Raw genomic sequence first — 19,548 nt, 5'->3', positions numbered from 1 at the left:
GATTGTACCGGGCTCGGGGATAAAGGCCAGAGACGCGAGCCGCAGGGTGCCCCTAAGGCTCCAGCAGGGCCCGCACCGGCGCGAAGGAGCGCCGGTGAATGGGCGTCGGTCCCAGGCGGCGCAGGGCCTCCAGATGGACCGGCGTGGGGTAGCCCTTGTGCCCGGCGATACCATAGCCGGGATAATGCAGGTCGAGCTGCCGCATCTCGCGATCACGACTGACCTTCGCCAGGATCGAGGCCGCGGCGATCGCCGGCACCTGGCTGTCGCCCTTGACCACCGCCGCGCTGGGCACCGACAGGCGCGGGCAGCGATTGCCGTCGATCAGCGCCAGTTTGGGCGTCACGCTCAGGCCCTCGACCGCACGCTGCATGGCCAGCAGGGTGGCCTGGAGGATGTTCAGACGGTCGATCTCCTCCACCTCGGCGCGGGCGATGCACCAGGCCAGGGCCTTCTCACGGATCTCCTCGAACAGCTGCTCGCGGCGGGCCTCGCTGAGCTTCTTCGAATCGTTCAGGCCGTGGATCGGCCGGGCCGGATCGAGGATCACCGCCGCGGTGACCACGGCGCCGCACAGCGGGCCACGACCGACCTCGTCGACCCCGGCCACCAGTTCCTGCACCTGGGTGAAATCCAGCCCCAGCTGCATCAGGCGCGCCCGGCCAGTTCGAGCACGGCCCGAGCCGCCTGGACCGAGGCGTCACGGCGCAACGCGCGATGAATCACATCGAAGCCCTCGGTCTGCACCTCGCCATCCTCCAGCAGCGGCGCCAGATGCTGCGCCAGGCTCTCCGGCGTCGCCGCGTCCTGGATCAGCTCCGGCACCAGCAGGCGCTCGGCCAACAGATTGGGCAAGGAGATGTAGGGACTCTTCACCAGGCGCTTGAGGATCCGGTAGGTCAAGGGCGCGACCCGATAGGCCACCACCATCGGCCGCTTGTACAGCAGCGCCTCCAGGGTGGCGGTGCCGGAGGCGATCAACACCGCGTCGCAGGCGGCCAGCACCTCGTGGGAGCGGCCGTCCACCAGGGTCAGGGGCAGATCGCGGTCGACCAGCAGCTGCTCGAGCTGGGCGCGGCGCTCCGGACTGGCGCTCGGCAGCACGAAGCGGATGCCGGGGCGCAAGGCCCGCAGGCGCGTCGCTGCATCGAGGAACAAAGCGCCCAAGCGGGCCACCTCGCCGCCACGGCTGCCCGGCAGCAGGGCTACCACCGGAGCCTCCTGCGGCAGGTCCAGGGCCGCCCGCGCGGCATGCCGCTCGGCCTGCAGGGGAATGGTATCGGCCAGCGGATGGCCGACGAAGCGCACCGGCACCTGCTGGGCGTCGTAGAACTTCGCCTCGAAGGGGAACAGGCAGAGCATCAGGTCGCAGGCCTGACGAATCTTCAGCACGCGCTTCTGCCGCCAGGCCCAGACCGAGGGGCTGACGTAATGCACCGTCTTGATCCCGGCACGACGCAACTTGAGTTCGAGATCGAGATTGAAGTCCGGCGCATCGATGCCGATGAACACGTCCGGCTTGGCCTGGATCAGGTCGCGCAGCAGGCGCCGACGCCGGCCCAGCAACTCCGGCAGGCGGCCGAGCACCTCAACCAGGCCCATCACCGCCAGGCGCTCCATGGGGAAATAGGACTGCAGGCCTTCGGCCTGCATCAGCGGTCCGCCGACACCAACGAACTCGACCCGGGCATGCTGCGCCTTGAGCGCACGCATCAGGCCGGCGCCGAGAATATCCCCGGAGGCCTCGCCGGCCACCAGGGCGATGCGCAATGGCTGCCCCATGGGTTAGCGGGTGATGCCGCGGCTGGAAGCCTGGATCGAGTCGCGAAACACCGCAACCTCGGGAAACTGCGCCGACGGCTCGGCCAACTCGGCCAGGGCCTGCTCCACGGTCAAGCCCTGACGGTACACCGTCTTGTATGCCCGGCGCAGGGCGGCGATGGCCTCGTTGCTGAAGCCACGGCGGCGCATGCCCTCGAAGTTCATGCTGCGCGCCTCGGCGGGGTTGCCGAAGACGGTGACATAGGCCGGCACATCCTTGCCGATGGCCGTGCCCATGCCGGAGAAGCTGTGGGCACCGATGCGACAGAACTGATGCACCAGGGTGTAGCCGGAGAGGATCGCCCAGTCGTCGACGTGGACGTGACCGGCCAGCGCGGTGTTGTTCACCAGGATGCAATGGTTGGCGATCACGCTGTCGTGGCCGATATGGGCATAGGCCATGATCAGGTTGTGGTCGCCGATGGTGGTTTCGCTGCGATCCTGCACGGTGCCACGGTGGATGGTGACCCCTTCGCGAATCACGTTATGGTCGCCGATCACCAGGCGCGTGGGCTCGCCCTTGTACTTGAGATCCGGAGTGTCCTCGCCGACCGAGGAAAACTGATAGATGCGGTTGTGCTTACCGATCCGGGTCGGCCCCTTGAGTATCACATGGGGCCCGACCACCGTACCCTCGCCGATCTCCACATCGGCCCCGACAATCGACCAAGGGCCGACGACGACGTCGTCGGCCAGCTTGGCGCTGGGGTCGATGATGGCGCGAGGGTCAATCAAACTCATAGTTTGCGTTCCGCACAGATGATCTCGGCCGAACAGACTTCCTTGCCGTCAACGGTGGCCTTGCACTCGAACTTCCAGATGCTGCGCTTGCAGCTGAGGAACTTGGCCTCGAGCAGCAGCTGGTCGCCCGGCACCACCGGCTGACGAAAACGCAGCTTGTCCGAACCGACGAAGTAGTACAGGGTGCCATCGGAGGGTTTGGCCCCCATCATCTTGAAACCGAGGATACCCGCGGCCTGAGCCATGGCCTCGATGATCAGCACGCCAGGCATGATCGGGTGCTGAGGAAAGTGCCCGTTGAAGAACGGCTCATTGATGCTGACATTCTTATAGGCACGAATACGCTTGCCTTCGACATCCAGCTCGGCGACCCGATCCACCAGCAGGAAGGGGTAGCGGTGCGGCAAGTATTCGCGAATTTCGTTGATGTCCATCATATCCAGAGAGCCTGTAATAAAAAGAGGGGAACGCGGCAGCGGCCGGGCTCAGGCATCAGATGAGGCATTGTCGCCCGAGGTCACGGCGGCCAACTGCTTTTCCAGTTCTTTCAGACGCCTCGCCATGTCGTCCAGCTGACGAATGCGTGCCGCACTCTTCCTCCACTCGCCGGCCGGCTGCATGGCCGTGCCGGACGAATAGGCACCGGGCTCGGTGATCGAGCGGGTGACCATGGTCATGCCGGTGACGAACACCCCGTCGCACACCTCGATATGCCCGACCATGCCGACGCCGCCGGCGATCATGCAGTTACGGCCGATCTTGGTGCTGCCGGAGATACCGACGCAGCCGGCCATGGCGGTGTTATCGCCGATCTGCACGTTGTGCGCGATCATGATCTGGTTGTCCAGCTTGACGCCGTTACCGATCAGGGTGTCGGCCAGGGCACCACGATCGATGGTGGTGTTGGCGCCGATCTCGACATCGTCGCCGATGACCACGCCACCGATCTGCGCGATCTTCTGCCAGACGCCCTTCTCGTTGGCGAAACCGAAGCCCTCGCCACCGATCACCGCCCCCGATTGGATCACCACCCGCTTGCCGATCCGCACGTCGTGATACAGGGTCACCCGCGGGGCAATCCAGCCGCCCTCGCCGATGACCGAGCGCGCACCGACCACGCAATGGGCGCCCAGGCTCACCCCGGCGCCGATCTGCGCGCCGCTTTCGACGACCACATAGGCGCCGATGCTGGCACTGGGATCGATCAGGGCATCGCTGGCGATGCAGGCGCTCGGATGCACCCCCGCCACGCCCTTCGGCTTGCGGTCGAACAGGTGGGAAAGCTCGGCGTAGGCCAGGTAGGGATTGGCGACGATCAGCGCGTCGCCCTTATAGCCCTCGGCATCGGCTGCGGTGAGCAGCACCGCACCGGCCTGGCAGTCGCCGAGGTACTTGCGGTACTGCGCATTGGCGAGAAAGCTCAGCTGCTCGGCACCGGCTTCCTGCAGGGTCGCCAGGCCGCGGATCGGCTTGTCGGCGGCCCCCCGCAGGGTGGCGCCCAGGCGCTCGGCCAGCTGACCGAGGGTGAACACGGCGGCCCCCATGATCAACGCAGCTGGTTCATGCGCTCGATGACTTGCAGCGTGATGTCGAACTGGGGTTTGACATCGATCACCGCGCCACGCTCGAGCACCAGGTCGTAGTTGCCCTTCTTGATCACTTCCTCGACCGCCTTGTCCAGGTTCGGCTTGAGCTTCTTGAGCATGTCGCGATCGGCGACGGCCTTGGCCTCGTTCAGTTCCTTGGACTGGAACTGGAAGTCACGGGCCTTCTGCTTGAATTCCAGCTCCAGACGCTCGCGCTCGGCCTGTTGCATCTTCTCGCCGTCCTTGACCAGGCGATCCTGGATGCGCTTGGCATCGCCTTCCAGGGTCTTGAGCTTGTTCAGCTGCGGGCCGAACTTCTTCTCGGCATCCACGGCATAGCGCTTGGCCGCATCGGACTCGAGCAGGGCCATTTGATAGTTGAGAACGGCCACCTTCATCTCGGCGAACGCCGGGGTCGCCAGCAGGGCAGCACTTAACAGAACCAGTTGAGTCAACTTACGCACGATGCACTCCTGCAAAAAACTGTTGGTGTTCGAAGGCCAGCCGTTTAGAAGGTCTGGCCGAGGGAGAACTGGAAGACCTGGGTATCGGCATCGTCCGGTTTGACCACCGGCATGGCCAGGCTGAAGCTCAGCGGGCCGAGGGCTGTGATCCAGGTCAGGCCGACCCCCACGGAGCTGGCCAGCTCGCCGGCGTCGATGCCATTGCAACTGGTCTGGGTGCTGCCGCAGCTGGTATCGAAGACGTTGCCCACGTCCCAGAACAGTGCGGTGCGCAGCGAGCGCTGATCCTTGACGAACGGCATGGGGAACAACAGTTCCACGCCCCCCTGGACCAGCACGTTGCCACCGAACGGCAGCGGGTCCTGGTCGGGGTCGCGCTGAGTACCCGGGTTGGTGCCCTTGCTCGGGGTGCTGCGCGGGCCCAGGCTGTTGTCGTCGAAACCACGTACCGAGTTGAAGCCCCCGGCGTAGTAGTGCTCGTAGAACGGCAGCTCGGAGGTCGAACCGTAGCTGTCGCCATAGCCCAACTGGGTGTGCAGGCGCAGGGTGTAGGTATCGTTCAGCGGCTTGAAGATCTGGCCGCGGTAGTCGAGCTTGTAGAACGACAGGTCGCTGCCCGGAATGGTGGTCTCGAACACCAGGCTCTGGGAATGGCCGCGATTGGCCAGCACACCGCGGTTGAGGGTCGACTCCGACCAGCCCACGGAGGCCTTGAAGTTCAGGTAGCGCTCGCCTTCCTGCTCGATGAACTTGAAGATCTCGTCGACGGTGAAGACGCCGGTGTTGATGGTGTCCTGCTGGGCGGTCAGGCCGTAGGTCAGGCGCGAGGTCTCGCTGATCGGGTAGCCGATGCTCAGGCCGGCACCGAGGCTGTCCACCGCGAAGCTGGAGACCTGGGTATCCAGTTCGTCGTAGTCGGTGGTGCGGTAGAAGGCGTTGTAGCCCAGGCTGACGCCGTCCGGGGTCCAGTAGGGGTCGACGAAGCCGAAGTTGTAGCTGGTCTGGTACTCGCTGCGGTTGAGGCCGAGGCTGACCTTGTTGCCGGTACCGAGGAAGTTGCTCTGGCTGATGGAGCCACCGAGGATCAGGCCGGCATTCTGGGCGAAGCCGACGCTGGCGGTGATGGAGCCCGAAGCCTGCTCTTCGACGCTGTAGTTGACGTCGATCTGGTCGTCGGTACCCGGTACCGGCGGGGTCTCGACGTTGACTTCCTTGAAGTAGCCGAGGCGTTCCAGGCGGGTCTTGGACTGGTCGATCAGGTAGGTCGAAGCCCAGCCCCCCTCCATCTGACGCATCTCGCGCCGCAACACTTCGTCTTCGGACTTGGTGTTGCCACGGAAGTTGATGCGGTTGACGTAGGCGCGCTTGCCCGGGTCGACGACGAAGGTGATCGACACGCTGTCGTCTTCGTCATGGGCCTCCGGCACCGCGTTGACGTTGGCGAAGGTATAGCCTTCGTTGCCCAGGCGGCGAGTGATCAGCTCCGAGGTGGTGGTCATCACCTTACGCGAAAATACCTGACCTTCCTTGACCAGCAGCAGCGCGCGAATGTCCTCTTCCGGCACCTTCAGGTCGCCGGACAGCTTGACCTCGCGCACGCTGTACTTCTGCCCTTCATCGACGTTGACCGTGATGTAGACGTGCTTCTTGTCCGGGGTGATGGACACCTGGGTGGAGGAGATGTCCATGTTGATGTAGCCGCGGTCCAGGTAATAGGAACGCAGGCGCTCCAAGTCCCCGGAGAGCTTCTCGCGGGCGTACTTGTCGTCGTTCTTGAAGAAGGACAGCCAGTTGCTGGTCTTCAGCTCGAACAGGTCGATCAGGTCCTCGTCGGCGAAGACGCTGTTGCCCACCACGTTGATGTGCTGAATGGCGGCGACCGAACCCTCGTTGATATTGATCTTCAGCGCCACGCGGTTGCGCGGCTGGGGGATCACTTCGGTCTCGATCTCGGCGGAGTAGCGACCCTGGGCCACGTACTGACGCTGCAGCTCGTTGCGCACGCCCTCGAGGGTGGCACGCTGGAAGATTTCGCCTTCGGCCAGGCCGGATTGACTGAGCCCCTTGAGCAGGTCTTCGCTGGTGATCGCCTTGTTGCCCTCGATCTCGATGCTGGAAATCGACGGGCGCTCCACCAGGGTGATGACCAGCACGTCGCCATCACGACCCAGCTGGATGTCCTGGAAGAAACCGGTCTTGAACAGTTCGCGGGTGGCCTCCACCAGGCCGCGGTCATCGACCTGCTGGCCGACATTGAGCGGCAAGGCGCCGAACACGCTGCCGGCGGAGACCCGCTGGAGACCGTTGACGCGAATATCGGAGATGGTGAAGGACTCGGCGTGAACTTCGGCGATCATCAATGCGGCAAGCACCGCAGGTAGCAGCAGACGTTTCATGAAGTCCTTTCTTATTCCAACTGACAATAAAAAATCTGTCGCTCGAGGCGACAGATTTGTAATTCAGTAGCGATTACAGACGACTAAGGTCGTTGACCAGGGCCAGCAACATCACCCCTATCACCAAACTGATGCCGATCTGCATCCCCCAACCCTGCACCCGTTCCGACAGCGGACGGCCGCGCGCCCACTCGACCAGATAAAAAAGCAGATGCCCCCCATCCAGCACTGGGATTGGCAACAGATTGAGAACCCCCAGACTTATGCTCAGGTAGGCCAGGAAGGTCAGGAAGTCCCCCAGGCCCGACTCAGCCGAAGCGCCCGCCACTTTAGCAATGGTTATCGGCCCGCTCAAGTTTTTTACCGAGAGCTCGCCGAACAGCATTTTCTTCAGCGAATCGAGGGTCAGCAGGCTCATCGCCCAGGTTCGCGACAGCGCTTCGCCCACCGCCTCCAGGGGCCCGAAGCTGATCTCGCGAAGCATCTCGGGCGGCCACTCGCCCCCCTCCACGCCTGCGCCCAGATAGCCACTGCGCGCCTCACCCTCGCCGCGCGCAGACAAGGTCAGCGACAGCTCTCGCTGCCGCCCCTGACGCTCGATCAGCAGGCTGACCCGCTGGCCCGGCAGGGCCCGCACGCGATCGACCAACTGCTGCCAGTCGTCGAGCGACTGCTCGTTCAAAGCCAGAATGCGATCACCGACCCGCAGACCGGCCGCCTTGGCCGGCCCTTCGGGGTCCAGCTGCGCCAGCACAGGCTCCAAGGCCGGGCGCCAGGGGCGAATGCCCAGGGCGGCGATGGGGTCCGGCTCGTCGACCCCTTGCAACCAGTCGACCAGCTCGATCTGCCGCGGCGTGCCGACCGTGGAACCCTGCTCGCGCACGGTGATCGGCAGCGGCCCGCTCTCGCCCAGACGACGCACCAGCTGCAGGTTGACCGCCGCCCAGCCGGTAGTCGGCTCGTCGTTCACCGCGACGATCTCCTGCCCCACCTTCAGCCCGGCGACTGCCGCCAGACTGCCATCCTCCACGGCACCTATGACCGGCCGCACCTGCAGGCTGCCGAGCATGGCTACCAGCCAGAAGAACAGCAGCGCGAGAAGAAAGTTGGCGATCGGCCCGGCCGCAACGATGGCGATACGCTGACGCACGCTCTTGCGATTGAACGACTGCTCGAGCTGCTCCGGCGGCACCTCGACCTCGCGCTCATCGAGCATCTTGACGTAGCCGCCCAGGGGAATGGCGGCGATCACGAACTCCGTGCCCTGACGGTCATACCAGCGCAACAGCGGAGTGCCGAAACCGACCGAGAAGCGCAGCACCCGCACCCCACAGCGCCGCGCCACCCAGAAATGGCCGAACTCGTGAAAGGTCACCAGCACCCCGAGTGCAATCAGGGTGCCGACAATCATATACAGCGTACTCATAGGTTTTCTCCGCGCCGATCAATCGCGGCGATTCAGCCAGTGCATGGCTCTTTCCCGCGCCTGCAGATCGGCCGCCAGCACCGCATCCAGACTTTCGACCGCCACGACAGGCTCTGCGTTCAGCACCTGATCGATGATACTCGCGATCTCGGGAAAGCGTACCCGCCGCTCGAGGAAGGCCGCCACCGCCACTTCGTTGGCCGCATTGAGCATGGCCGGTGCCGTGCCGCCCGCCTCCGCTGCCTGACGAGCCAGGCGCAGGCAGGGGAAACGCTGCTCGTCCGGCGCCTGGAAATCCAGACGCGCCACGGCGAACAGGTCCAGCGGCGCCACCCCGGAGTCGATGCGCTGCGGCCAGGCCAGCGCGTGACTGATGGGCGTGCGCATATCCGGATTACCCAGCTGCGCCAGCACCGAACCGTCGACATAGTCGACCAGCGAATGGATCACGCTCTGCGGATGGATCACCACCTCGACCTGCGCCGGCTTGGCATCGAACAACCAGCAGGCCTCGATCAGCTCCAGGCCCTTGTTCATCATGCTCGCCGAATCCACGGAGATCTTGCGCCCCATCGACCAGTTGGGGTGGGCGCAGGCCTGCTCCGGGGAGACCTCGGCCAGCTGCTCGAGCGGTGTCTCGCGGAACGGGCCGCCGGAGGCGGTCAGCATGATCCGCCGCACCCCGACCTGTTGCAGGCCACGCCCGTAATCGCCGGGCAGGCATTGGAAGATGGCGTTGTGCTCGCTGTCGATCGGCAACAGGGTCGCACCGCTGCGGCGCACCGCCTCGATGAACAGGGCGCCGGACATCACCAGCGCTTCCTTGTTGGCCAGCAGCACCTTCTTGCCGGCCTCGACGGCGGCCAGGGTCGGTTTGAGCCCGGCGGCGCCGACAATGGCAGCCATCACCGCGTCCACCTGCGGATGCCCGGCCACCTCGCACAACCCCTCCTCCCCGCTGAGCACCCGGGTGGACAGGCCGGCGGCATGCAAGCCACCCTGCAGCTGACTGGCCGAACGGGCATCGGCCACCACGGCGAAGCGCGGCCGGTAGATCAGGCACAGCGCCTCCAGCTCGGCGAGACGACTATGACCGGACAGCGCGAAGACCTGATAGCGCTCGGGATGCCGGGCAATCACATCGAGGGTACTGAGGCCGATGGAGCCCGTCGCCCCCAGTACGGTGATCTGCTGGGGCCGACTCACAGCGCCCCCCAACCCGCCAGCCACAGCAGGCCGGCAAACACCGGAACCGCCGCGGTCAGGCTGTCGATACGGTCGAGCACGCCACCGTGGCCGGGCAGCAGGTTGCTGCTGTCCTTGATCCCCGACTGGCGCTTGAACATGCTTTCGGTCAGGTCGCCGACCACCGAAATCAACACCACCAGCGTCGCCCCAGCCAGGGCCAGCAGCAGCGCGCCGCCATCCCAGCCGCGATAGAGCCCGACCAGCAGGGTCAGCAGCAGGCTGGCCAGCAGGCCGCCGAGCAGTCCCTCCCAACTCTTGCCCGGACTGACCCGCGGTGCCAGCTTGCGCTTGCCGAAGGCCTTGCCGGCGAAATAGGCGCCGATGTCCGCCGCCCAGACCAGCACCATCACCGCCAGGATCAGGCCATTGGCCAGCGGCCACTGCTTGAACAGCACCAGCCCCTGCCAGGCCGGCAGCAGGATCAGCAGCCCGATCGACAGCCTCGCCGGCGCCCCCGCCCAATAGCGACTACTGGCCGGATAGTTGAGCACCAGCAGGGTCGCCAGCGCCCACCAGAGGATGCCGAGCGCCAGCACCCAAGGCGCCAACCAGGGCAGATGGTAGAGACCGAGCAGCAACAGGCCGACCACGGCGGCATAGGCGACACGCTGGAGCTGCCCGGCGAAACCGGCCAGGCGCGCCCATTCCCAGGCCCCCAGGCCGATCACCATGGCGATGAACAGGGCGAAGGCCGCACCATCGAGCAGGAAAAATCCGCCCAGCGCGACGGGCAACAGCACCAACGCGGTCATGACTCGTTGTTTAAGCATTAAGCGCGCGCCTCGGCCTCGACCTGATCACTGGTTTTACCGAAGCGCCGCTGGCGCCTGGCGAAGTCGGCCAGCGCCTTGCGCATGGCCTCGTGCTTGAAGTCCGGCCAGAACAGGTCGGAGAAGTACAGCTCGCTGTAGGCCAGCTGCCACAGCAGGAAGTTGCTGATGCGGTGTTCCCCGCCGGTGCGGATGCACAGGTCGGGCAAGGGCAGATCGCCGGTGGCCAGGCAGCCCTGGAGCAGCTGCGGGGTGATGTCTTCGGGGCGCAGATGCCCACCCTGCACCTCTCGCGCCAAACGCTGCGCGGCCTGGGCGATATCCCACTGGCCGCCGTAGTTGGCCGCGATCTGCAGGATGAAGCGCTTGTCGCCGGCGGTCTGCGCCTCGGCATCGCGCATGGCCGCCTGCAACTCCGGATGGAAACGCGAACGGTCGCCGATGATGCGCAGGCTGATGCCATTGTCGTTAAGCTTCTTGGCCTCGCGACGCAGGGCACCGAGGAACAGCTCCATCAGCGCCCCTACCTCGTCGGCGGGGCGCTGCCAGTTCTCGCTGGAGAAGGCGAACAGGGTCAACACCTCGACCCCCGCCTCGGCACAGACCTCGATGACCGCGCGCACCGCATCGACACCCGCCTTGTGCCCGGCCACCCCCGGCAGCAAACGCTTCTTCGCCCAGCGATTGTTGCCGTCCATGATGATCGCCACGTGTCGTGGCACGGCTAGCTGGCCGCCGCGGCTGGTCTTGTCCATGACGATATCCTGGCCGTCAGACGGCCATCAGATCCGCTTCTTTCTGCTTCATCGCGACATCGATCTCGGCCACGAACTTGTCCGTCAGCTTCTGTACCTCATCGGCGGCGCGACGCTCTTCGTCCTCGCTGATTTCCTTCTCCTTGACCAGATCCTTCAACTGGCTCATGGCATCGCGGCGGATGTTGCGCACCGCCACCCGGGCATCTTCCGCGGCATCGCGCGCCTGCTTGGTGAAGCCCTTGCGGGTCTCCTCGGTCAGGGCCGGCATGGTCACCAGCAACAGCTCACCCAGGTTGGTCGGGTTGAAGCCCAGACCGGAACTCTGGATCGCCTTGTCCACAGCGGCCAGCATGTTGCGCTCGAAGGCCACGACCTGCAGGGTGCGCGAATCCTTGACCGTGACGTTGGCGACCTGGTTGATCGGCGTATCGGTGCCGTAGTAGGGCACCATCACGCCCGCCAGAATGCTCGGGTGAGCCTGGCCGGTACGGATGCGGCTAAAGGCATGAGCCAGCGACTCCAGGCTCTTCTTCATGCGCTCTTGGGCGTCTTTCTTGATCTCGTTGATCATGCTTCACCTTCCTCGATCAGAGTGCCTTCGGTGCCACCCACTACCACATTGAGCAGGGCGCCGGGCTTGTTCATGTTGAATACGCGCAACGGCATCTGGTGGTCACGACACAGGCAGATGGCCGTCAGATCCATCACCCCCAGCTTGCGGTCCAGCACCTCATCGTAGGTCAGGCGCTCGAACTTCTCGGCATGCGGGTCCTTGAACGGATCGGCCGTGTAGACGCCGTCCACCTTGGTCGCCTTCAGCACCACGTCGGCATCGACCTCGATGGCCCGCAGGCAGGCCGCCGAGTCGGTGGTAAAGAAGGGATTGCCGGTACCGGCGGCGAAAATCACCACCTCACCGGTCTTGAGATGGCGCATGGCCTTGCGCCGATCGTAATGGTCGGTCACCCCGACCATGGAAATCGCCGACATGACGATGGCCGGGATGTTCGAACGCTCCAGGGCGTCGCGCATGGCCAGGGCGTTCATCACGGTGGCCAGCATACCCATATGGTCGCCGGTGACCCTGTCCATGCCCGCCGCGCTCAAGGCTGCGCCACGGAACAGGTTACCACCACCAATCACCAGGCCGACCTGTACGCCGATACCGACCAGCTGACCGACTTCCAGCGCCATGCGATCGAGCACCTTGGGATCGATACCGAAGTCTTCCGAGCCCATCAATGCCTCGCCGCTCAGTTTGAGCAGAATGCGCTTGTAGCGCGGTTGCCGACCACTAACCTGCTGAGCCATTACCCGTCTCTCCTGCGGCGTTTGAATGCTGTGCGGGCCTATAAACCCGCGATGTTCGGGCGGTTTGACCACACCCGAGGCCTTTGGTGCCAGGCACCCCAGACCGCCTCCTCAAGGCGGATTGCCACCCTAGTTGACAAAGAGGCTGCACGCGCGAGCGGGCAGCCTCTTCGGGGCGACAGCCTGAGTAGACTGCTAGACCAGTTTACTGCTTGCTGGCAGCAACCTGAGCAGCGACTTCGGCAGCGAAGTCGGTCTCGGCCTTCTCGATGCCTTCGCCCACTTCGTAACGCACGAAGGAAACGATCTCGGCACCGGCCTTCTTCACCAGATCACCGACCTTGACTTCCGGGTCCATGATGAACGCCTGCTCGACCAGGCTGGCTTCGGCCAGGAACTTGTTGATACGGCCCTTGACCATGTTCTCGACGATGTTTTCCGGCTTGCCGGCGATCTTTTCGGCGTTGAGCTGCAGGAAGATTTCCTTCTCCTTGGCAACCAACTCCTCGGAAACCTGATCCGGGCTGACAACGGCCGGGTTGGACGCTGCCACGTGCATGGCAACGTGCTTGGCCAGCTCGTCGCTGCCGCCCTTCAGAACCACCAGAACACCGATGCGGTGGCCGTGCAGGTAGGCACCGACGGTGTCGCCGGACACGGCAGTCAGACGACGGATGTTGACGTTCTCGCCACACTTGGCAACCAGCGCTTCGCGAGCGGATTCACGGGAAGCGATCAGCGGCGCGGCATCGGTCAGGTTCTGCTCGAAGGCCTCGTCCAGGCTCTCCTTGACGAAGGCCTTGAAGTCGTCCTGCAGAGCCAGGAAGTCGGTCTGCGAGTTGACTTCGACGATCAGGCCACGGCCGCCTTCGACGCGCACGGCGATCGAACCTTCGGCGGCGATGTTGCCGGCCTTCTTGGCGGCCTTGATGGCGCCGGAAGCGCGCATGTCGTCGATGGCCTTCTCGATATCGCCACCAGCGGCAACCAGGGCCTTCTTGCACTCCATCATGCCTTGGCCGGTACGCTCGCGCAGTTCTTTAACCAGGGCTGCAGTAATCTCTGCCATCTTGAAAATCCTCTCGGTAGGTCTTCAACCATTGCACCCGTCAGCTCGGGCGCTCGATTCTGTGAGTGGCAAAAAGGGGGCCTAGCCCCCTTTTTGCGCAGCGAGTAACGCTAGATGCTTACCGCTTAGCCTTGGGCCGCTTCGGAGGCCGGGGCTTCTTCGACGAACTCGTCGGTGCCGCCGCCTGCGTTGCTGCGACCACGCACGACGGCGTCGGCCATGGCACCCATGTACAGCTGGATGGCACGAATGGCGTCGTCGTTACCCGGGATGATGTAGTCCACACCTTCCGGGCTGCTGTTGGTATCGACCACGCCGATGACCGGGATGCCCAACTTGTTGGCTTCGGTGATGGCGATGCGCTCGTGGTCGACGTCGATCACGAACAGCGCGTCCGGCAGGCCGCCCATGTCCTTGATGCCACCCAGGCTGCGATCCAGCTTCTCCAGATCACGGGTGCGCATCAGGGCTTCTTTCTTGGTCAGCTTGGCGAAGGTGCCGTCCTGGGACTGGGTTTCCAGATCGCGCAGGCGCTTGATCGAAGCGCGGATGGTCTTGTAGTTGGTCAGCATGCCGCCCAACCAGCGATGATCGACGAAGGGCGAACCGCAGCGGGCGGCTTCTTCGCGGACGATCTTGCCGGCGGAACGCTTGGTGCCGACGAACAGGATCTTGTTCTTGCCCGCAGCCAGCTTCTCAACGAAGGACAGGGCCTCGTTGAACATCGGCAGGGTCTTTTCCAGGTTGATGATGTGAATCTTGTTGCGCGCGCCGAAAATGTACTTACCCATTTTCGGGTTCCAGTAACGGGTCTGGTGGCCGAAGTGCACACCGGCCTTCAGCATATCGCGCATATTGACTTGGGACATGACAGTTCCTTAATAAGTCGGGTTAGGCCTCCACGCATCCCAATTTCCAACCCCCGCACTTGGCGGAAGGCACCCAGGAAACCGTGTCGATACGTGTGTGGGTTTAAGCCTTCGGGCTGCTCGCCCGGAAAGCGGCGCGTTTTATACCACAACGACACCCCATAAGCTACACGCACCGCATCGCGACCCTGCAAACAGAGGCCGGCCGGCCGCGCCAGCGGCTTACGGCGTACCGCCCGGGACCACCTTCTCTGTTAGACTCCGCTCTTTCCTTTTTTGCCTTGCGCCGACGCGCACCGAGAGAGACCGCATGACCGTCACCATCAAGACGCCCGAAGAAATCGAAAAAATGCGCGTGGCCGGCCGCCTGGCCGCCGAGGTGCTGGAAATGATCGGTGAACACGTCAGGGCCGGCGTGACCACCGACGAACTGGACCGAATCTGCCACGACTATATCGTCAATGTGCAGCAGGCGATCCCGGCGCCGCTGAACTACAAGGGCTTCCCCAAGTCGATCTGCACCTCGATCAACCATGTGGTCTGCCACGGCATCCCCAACGACAAGCCGCTCAAGGACGGCGACGTGCTGAATATCGACGTCACCGTGATCAAGGACGGCTACCACGGCGACACCAGCAAGATGTTCATGGTCGGCAAGGTGCCGGAGTGGGCCGAGCGCCTGGCCAAGGTCACCCAGGAGTGCATGTATAAAGGCATCGAGCTGGTGCGTCCGGGCGCCCGCCTCGGCGATATCGGCGAGGTGATCCAGAAGCACGCCGAGAAGAACGGCTTCTCCGTGGTGCGCGAATACTGCGGCCACGGCATCGGCAAGGTGTTCCACGAAGAGCCGCAGGTGTTGCACTACGGTCGCGCCGGCACCGGCATGGAACTGAAAGAGGGCATGACCTTCACCATCGAGCCGATGATCAACCAGGGCCGCCCCGAGACCCGCCTGCTCGGCGACGGCTGGACCGCCATCACCAAGGACCGCAAGCTCTCGGCCCAGTGGGAACACACCATCCTGGTCACCGCCGACGGCTACGAGATCTTCACCCTGCGCAGCGACGACAGCATCGCGCGCACCTCGACCTAAAACGCCCATAGAGGTAAGCCGCTGCATGCCGCAGGTAGATCCGGAATTGTTCGACCGCGGCCAGTTCCAAGCGGAACTGGCCCTGAAGGCCAGCCCCATCGCCGCCTTCAAGAAGGTGATTCGTCGAGCCCACGACGTGCTCGACGCACGCTTCCGTGCCGGCCGCGAAGTCCGCCGCCTGGTCGAGGATCGCGCCTGGTTCGTCGACCAGATCCTCGGCGAGGCCTGGAAACGCCTGGCCTGGCCCGAGGACGCCGACATCGCCCTGCTGGCGGTCGGCGGCTACGGCCGCGGCGAACTGCACCCCTTCTCCGACATCGACCTGCTGATCCTGCTCGGCGGCGCCGATCACGAAGCCTTCCGCGAGCCGATCGAGCACTTCCTCACCCTGCTCTGGGACATCGGCCTGGAGGTCGGCCAGAGCGTGCGCTCGATCGACGAGTGCGCCGAGGAGGCCCGCGCCGACCTGACGGTGATCACCAACCTGATGGAGAGCCGCACCATCGCCGGGCCGGAGGCCCTGCGCCAGCGCATGCTGGAGGTCACCAGCAGCGAGCGGATGTGGCCGAGCAAACACTTCTTCCTGGCCAAGCGCGAGGAACAGCGCAGCCGCCACCGCAAGTACAACGACACCGAGTACAACCTGGAGCCCAACGTCAAGGGCTCGCCCGGCGGCCTGCGCGACATCCAGACCATCCTCTGGGTCGCCCGCCGCCACTTCGGCACCCTCAACCTGCATGCCATGGTCGGCCAGGGCTTCCTGCTGGAGAGCGAATACGCCCTGCTCGCCTCCAGCCAGGAGTTCCTCTGGAAGGTGCGCTACGCCCTGCACATGCTCGCCGGGCGCGCCGAGGACCGCCTGCTGTTCGACCACCAGCGCCAGATCGCCAGCCTGCTCGGCTTCGAGGGCGGCGACAACAAGGGCGCCATCGAGCGCTTCATGCAGAAGTACTATCGCGTGGTCATGGCCATCGCCGAGCTCGGCGAGCTGATCAACCAGCACTTCGAGGAAGTCATCCTGCGCGCCGGCGAGAACGCCGCGGCCACGCCATTGAACAGCCGCTTCCAGCTGCGCGACGGCTATATCGAGGTGACCCACCCGAACGTGTTCAAGCGCACACCGTTCGCCATCATGGAAGTCTTCGTGCTGATGGCCCAGCACACCGAGATCAAGGGCGTGCGTGCCGACAGCATCCGCCTGCTGCGCGACCACCGCCACCTGATCGACGACGAGTTCCGCAGCGACATCCGCAACACCAGCCTGTTCATCGAATTGTTCAAGAGCGGCCAGGGCATCCACCGCAACCTGCGGCGAATGAACCGCTACGGCATCCTCGGCCGCTACCTGCCGGAGTTCGGCCACATAGTCGGGCAGATGCAGCACGACCTGTTCCACATCTATACGGTCGACGCCCACACGCTCAACCTGATCAAGCACCTGCGCAAGTTCAAGTGGCCCGAGCTGGCGGAGAAGTTCCCCCTGGCCAGCAAGCTGATCGCCAAGCTGCCCAAGCCCGAGCTGATCTACCTGGCCGGGCTCTACCACGACATCGGCAAGGGCCGCGGCGGCGATCACTCGGAACTCGGCGCGGTGGATGCCGAGGCCTTCTGCGCCCGCCATCACCTGCCCGACTGGGACGCCAAGCTGGTGGTCTGGCTGGTGCAGCAGCACCTGGCGATGTCCACCACCGCCCAGCGCAAGGACCTCTCCGACCCCCAGGTGATCCACGACTTCGCCCAGTTCGTCGGCGACCAGACCCGCCTGGACTACCTCTACGTGCTCACCGTGGCCGACATCAATGCCACCAACCCGAGCCTGTGGAACTCCTGGCGCGCCAGCCTGCTGCGCCAGCTCTATACCGAGACCAAGCGCGCCCTGCGCCGCGGCCTGGAGAATCGCCTGGAGCGCGAGGAGCAGATCCGCCTGACCCAGAGCGCCGCCCTCGACATCCTGGTGCGCGGCGGCACCGACCAGGACGACGCCGAGCAGCTGTGGTCGCAGCTCGGCGACGACTACTTCCTGCGCCATACGGCGGGCGACGTGGCCTGGCACACCGAGGCGATCCTCCAGCACCCCAACGACGGCAACCCCCTGGTGCTGATCAAGGAGACCACCCAGCGCGAGTTCGAGGGCGGCACCCAGATCTTCATCTACGCCCAGGACCAGCACGACTTCTTCGCCGTGACCGTGGCGGCCATGGCCCAGCTCAACCTGAACATCCACGACGCGCGGATTCTCACCTCGACCAGCCAGTTCACCCTCGACACCTACATAGTGCTGGAGGGCGAAGGCGGCTCGATCGGCGACAACCCGGCGCGGATCAAGCAGATCCGCCAGGGCCTGATCGACGCCCTGAAGAACCCGGACGAGTACCCCAGCATCATCCAGCGCCGCGTGCCGCGCCAGCTCAAGCACTTCGCCTTCGCCCCGCGGGTGACCATCTACAACGACGCCCAGCGCCCGGTGACCGTGCTCGAGCTGACCGCCCCCGACCGCCCCGGCCTGCTGGCGCGACTGGGACGGATCTTCCTCGACTTCGACCTGTCGCTGCAGAATGCCAAGATCGCCACCCTGGGCGAGCGGGTGGAAGACGTGTTCTTCGTCACCGACGCGCACAACCAGCCGCTGTCCGACCCGGCGCTGTGCGTGCGCCTGCAGGAAACCATCGTCGCCCAGCTCACCGAGGCCAACCTGCAGTTGAGCGAGCCGAACCGAATCAGTATCTGACCGACCACCGCCCCACGCTGCGGTGCCGCCCAGGCCGGTCAGCGAGCGTTAGCAGTTCCAGGAAATAGCCATGAATGATGCGTTGAACCAGTTGCAGCCCTACCCCTTCGAGAAGCTCCGCGCCCTGCTCGCCGGCGCCCGGCCGAGCGGCGCGAAGACGGCCATCGCCCTGTCCATCGGCGAGCCCAAGCACCGCTCGCCGAGCTTCGTCGCCGAGGCGCTGAGCGCCAACCTCGACCAGCTGGCGGTCTATCCGACCACCCTGGGCCTGCCGGCGCTACGCGAAGCCATTGCCGCCTGGTGCGCCCGCCGCTTCGACCTGCCGGAGGGCTGGCTCGACCCGGCGCGCCACGTGCTGCCGGTCAACGGCACCCGCGAGGCGCTGTTCGCCTTCACCCAGGCCGTAGTCCGGCGCGACGAGCAGGCCCTGGTGGTCAGCCCCAACCCCTTCTACCAGATCTACGAGGGCGCGGCCCTGCTCGCCGGTGCCCAGCCCCACTACCTGCCCTGCCTGGAAGAGCAGGGCTTCAACCCGGACTTCGACGCCGTACCGGCGGAGGTCTGGCGGCGCTGCCAGATCCTCTTCCTCTGCTCGCCGGGCAACCCCACCGGCGCCTTGATTCCGCTGGACACCCTGAAGAAGCTGATCGCCCTGGCCGACGAACACGACTTCGTCATCGCCGCCGACGAGTGCTACAGCGAGCTGTACTTCGACGAGCAGCACCCGCCGGCCGGCCTGCTGACCGCCTGCGCCGAGCTGGGCCGCAGCGATTTCAAGCGCTGCGTGGTGTTCCACAGCCTGTCCAAGCGCTCCAACCTGCCGGGCCTGCGCTCCGGCTTCGTCGCCGGCGATGCGGATATCCTCAAGGCCTTCCTGCTGTACCGCACCTACCACGGCTGCGCCATGCCGGTGCAGACCCAGCTGGCCAGCGTCGCCGCCTGGAACGACGAGGTGCATGTGCGCGCCAACCGCGCCCTGTACCGCGAGAAGTTCGACGCGGTGCTGGCGCTTCTCGACGGCGTGCTGGAGGTGCAGCGTCCCGACGGCGGCTTCTACCTCTGGGCCAAGACCCCGGTGGACGACGAGCGCTTCACCCGCGAGCTCTATGCCCGCGAGCACGTCACCGTGGTGCCGGGCTCCTACCTGTCGCGCAGCGTTGAGGGCGTCAACCCCGGCGCCAATCGCGTGCGCATGGCCCTGGTGGCGCCGCTGGCCGAGTGCGTCGAGGCCGCCGAACGCATCCGTGATTTCGTCAGGAGCCTGTGAC

General features: G+C 65.0%; 18 protein-coding genes. 3 read left to right on the top strand and 15 right to left on the bottom strand.

The genetic code is table 11. The features are described 5' to 3' along the window. Positions 1-52: 52 nt before the first annotated feature. From rnhB to rpsB, 15 genes are all read right to left on the bottom strand, one after another. A complete protein-coding gene (gene rnhB, locus ACSX1C_RS00990; RefSeq protein WP_439887851.1) occupies positions 53-649 on the bottom strand; it encodes a ribonuclease HII in 597 nt (198 codons plus the stop codon). Then, positions 649-1,782: a lipid-A-disaccharide synthase gene (gene lpxB, locus ACSX1C_RS00985; RefSeq protein WP_439887850.1), complete on the bottom strand. Its 1,134-nt coding sequence runs from the start codon at positions 1,780-1,782 to the stop codon at positions 649-651. Before lpxB ends, rnhB begins: the two co-directional genes overlap by 1 nt. A gap of 3 nt (positions 1,783-1,785) precedes the next feature. Then, positions 1,786-2,562 (bottom strand): acyl-ACP--UDP-N-acetylglucosamine O-acyltransferase, encoded by a 777-nt coding sequence (lpxA, locus tag ACSX1C_RS00980; RefSeq protein ID WP_369958928.1) that lies wholly within the window; start codon positions 2,560-2,562, stop codon positions 1,786-1,788. Next, a complete protein-coding gene (gene fabZ / locus ACSX1C_RS00975; protein WP_318642881.1) occupies positions 2,559-2,999 on the bottom strand; it encodes a 3-hydroxyacyl-ACP dehydratase FabZ in 441 nt (146 codons plus the stop codon). Before fabZ ends, lpxA begins: the two co-directional genes overlap by 4 nt. Positions 3,000-3,047: 48 nt before the next feature. Then, positions 3,048-4,106 (bottom strand): UDP-3-O-(3-hydroxymyristoyl)glucosamine N-acyltransferase, encoded by a 1,059-nt coding sequence (gene lpxD / locus ACSX1C_RS00970; protein ID WP_439887849.1) that lies wholly within the window; start codon positions 4,104-4,106, stop codon positions 3,048-3,050. Positions 4,107-4,108: 2 nt separating this feature from the next. After that, positions 4,109-4,612, bottom strand: a complete 504-nt coding sequence (locus tag ACSX1C_RS00965) for an OmpH family outer membrane protein (protein ID WP_318642883.1) — start codon at positions 4,610-4,612, stop codon at positions 4,109-4,111. 44 nt (positions 4,613-4,656) lie between these two features. Continuing rightward, positions 4,657-7,008 carry an outer membrane protein assembly factor BamA gene (gene bamA / locus ACSX1C_RS00960; protein WP_439887848.1) on the bottom strand — a complete coding sequence of 784 codons (2,352 nt, stop codon included), beginning with the start codon at positions 7,006-7,008 and terminating at the stop codon, positions 4,657-4,659. 73 nt (positions 7,009-7,081) lie between these two features. After that, a complete protein-coding gene (gene rseP / locus ACSX1C_RS00955) occupies positions 7,082-8,434 on the bottom strand; it encodes a sigma E protease regulator RseP (protein WP_439887847.1) in 1,353 nt (450 codons plus the stop codon). Positions 8,435-8,452: 18 nt separating this feature from the next. After that, positions 8,453-9,640: a 1-deoxy-D-xylulose-5-phosphate reductoisomerase gene (ispC, locus tag ACSX1C_RS00950; protein WP_439887846.1), complete on the bottom strand. Its 1,188-nt coding sequence runs from the start codon at positions 9,638-9,640 to the stop codon at positions 8,453-8,455. Next, positions 9,637-10,452: a phosphatidate cytidylyltransferase gene (locus ACSX1C_RS00945; protein WP_439887845.1), complete on the bottom strand. Its 816-nt coding sequence runs from the start codon at positions 10,450-10,452 to the stop codon at positions 9,637-9,639. The genes ispC and ACSX1C_RS00945 overlap by 4 nt, the downstream gene beginning before the upstream one ends. After that, positions 10,452-11,207, bottom strand: a complete 756-nt coding sequence (gene uppS / locus ACSX1C_RS00940; protein ID WP_439887844.1) for a polyprenyl diphosphate synthase — start codon at positions 11,205-11,207, stop codon at positions 10,452-10,454. The genes ACSX1C_RS00945 and uppS overlap by 1 nt, the downstream gene beginning before the upstream one ends. Before the next feature lie 16 nt (positions 11,208-11,223). Next, a complete protein-coding gene (gene frr, locus ACSX1C_RS00935) occupies positions 11,224-11,781 on the bottom strand; it encodes a ribosome recycling factor (RefSeq protein WP_318642889.1) in 558 nt (185 codons plus the stop codon). Next, positions 11,778-12,521: a UMP kinase gene (gene pyrH, locus ACSX1C_RS00930; RefSeq protein ID WP_318642890.1), complete on the bottom strand. Its 744-nt coding sequence runs from the start codon at positions 12,519-12,521 to the stop codon at positions 11,778-11,780. The genes frr and pyrH overlap by 4 nt, the downstream gene beginning before the upstream one ends. Before the next feature lie 205 nt (positions 12,522-12,726). Further along, a complete protein-coding gene (gene tsf / locus ACSX1C_RS00925) occupies positions 12,727-13,590 on the bottom strand; it encodes a translation elongation factor Ts (protein ID WP_439887843.1) in 864 nt (287 codons plus the stop codon). Positions 13,591-13,715: 125 nt separating this feature from the next. Next, positions 13,716-14,459, bottom strand: coding sequence for a 30S ribosomal protein S2 (gene rpsB, locus ACSX1C_RS00920; RefSeq protein ID WP_318642892.1), 744 nt, complete (start codon positions 14,457-14,459; stop codon positions 13,716-13,718). A 310-nt stretch (positions 14,460-14,769) separates the two neighbouring features. Between rpsB and map the strand changes: the two genes are divergently transcribed. From map to dapC, 3 genes are all read left to right on the top strand, one after another. Next, on the top strand, positions 14,770-15,552 hold the full coding sequence (gene map, locus ACSX1C_RS00915) for a type I methionyl aminopeptidase (protein WP_439887842.1): 783 nt from the start codon (positions 14,770-14,772) through the stop codon (positions 15,550-15,552). A gap of 25 nt (positions 15,553-15,577) precedes the next feature. Further along, complete coding sequence (locus ACSX1C_RS00910; RefSeq protein WP_439887841.1) at positions 15,578-18,280, top strand: [protein-PII] uridylyltransferase; 2,703 nt, start codon at positions 15,578-15,580, stop codon at positions 18,278-18,280. 70 nt (positions 18,281-18,350) lie between these two features. Continuing rightward, positions 18,351-19,547, top strand: coding sequence for a succinyldiaminopimelate transaminase (gene dapC / locus ACSX1C_RS00905; protein WP_439887840.1), 1,197 nt, complete (start codon positions 18,351-18,353; stop codon positions 19,545-19,547). Position 19,548 lies beyond the last annotated feature (1 nt).

Source organism: Pseudomonas sp. MBLB4123, from assembly GCF_051904775.1.
GTDB classification, from domain to species: Bacteria; Pseudomonadota; Gammaproteobacteria; order Pseudomonadales; family Pseudomonadaceae; genus Aquipseudomonas; species Aquipseudomonas benzenivorans_B.
This window is presented reverse-complemented; position numbering and strand designations above follow the sequence as displayed.

Coding starts and splice junctions, on each gene's coding strand:
- ACSX1C_RS00910 (WP_439887841.1), top strand. CDS start 15,578: ATGCCGCAGGTAGATCCGGAATTGTTCGACCGCGGCCAGTTCCAAGCG.
- map (WP_439887842.1), top strand. CDS start 14,770: ATGACCGTCACCATCAAGACGCCCGAAGAAATCGAAAAAATGCGCGTG.
- rnhB (WP_439887851.1), bottom strand. CDS start 649: ATGCAGCTGGGGCTGGATTTCACCCAGGTGCAGGAACTGGTGGCCGGG.
- frr (WP_318642889.1), bottom strand. CDS start 11,781: ATGATCAACGAGATCAAGAAAGACGCCCAAGAGCGCATGAAGAAGAGC.
- uppS (WP_439887844.1), bottom strand. CDS start 11,207: ATGGACAAGACCAGCCGCGGCGGCCAGCTAGCCGTGCCACGACACGTG.
- rpsB (WP_318642892.1), bottom strand. CDS start 14,459: ATGTCCCAAGTCAATATGCGCGATATGCTGAAGGCCGGTGTGCACTTC.
- tsf (WP_439887843.1), bottom strand. CDS start 13,590: ATGGCAGAGATTACTGCAGCCCTGGTTAAAGAACTGCGCGAGCGTACC.
- bamA (WP_439887848.1), bottom strand. CDS start 7,008: ATGAAACGTCTGCTGCTACCTGCGGTGCTTGCCGCATTGATGATCGCC.
- pyrH (WP_318642890.1), bottom strand. CDS start 12,521: ATGGCTCAGCAGGTTAGTGGTCGGCAACCGCGCTACAAGCGCATTCTG.
- dapC (WP_439887840.1), top strand. CDS start 18,351: ATGAATGATGCGTTGAACCAGTTGCAGCCCTACCCCTTCGAGAAGCTC.
- lpxA (WP_369958928.1), bottom strand. CDS start 2,562: ATGAGTTTGATTGACCCTCGCGCCATCATCGACCCCAGCGCCAAGCTG.
- lpxB (WP_439887850.1), bottom strand. CDS start 1,782: ATGGGGCAGCCATTGCGCATCGCCCTGGTGGCCGGCGAGGCCTCCGGG.
- lpxD (WP_439887849.1), bottom strand. CDS start 4,106: ATGGGGGCCGCCGTGTTCACCCTCGGTCAGCTGGCCGAGCGCCTGGGC.
- rseP (WP_439887847.1), bottom strand. CDS start 8,434: ATGAGTACGCTGTATATGATTGTCGGCACCCTGATTGCACTCGGGGTG.
- ACSX1C_RS00945 (WP_439887845.1), bottom strand. CDS start 10,452: ATGCTTAAACAACGAGTCATGACCGCGTTGGTGCTGTTGCCCGTCGCG.
- fabZ (WP_318642881.1), bottom strand. CDS start 2,999: ATGATGGACATCAACGAAATTCGCGAATACTTGCCGCACCGCTACCCC.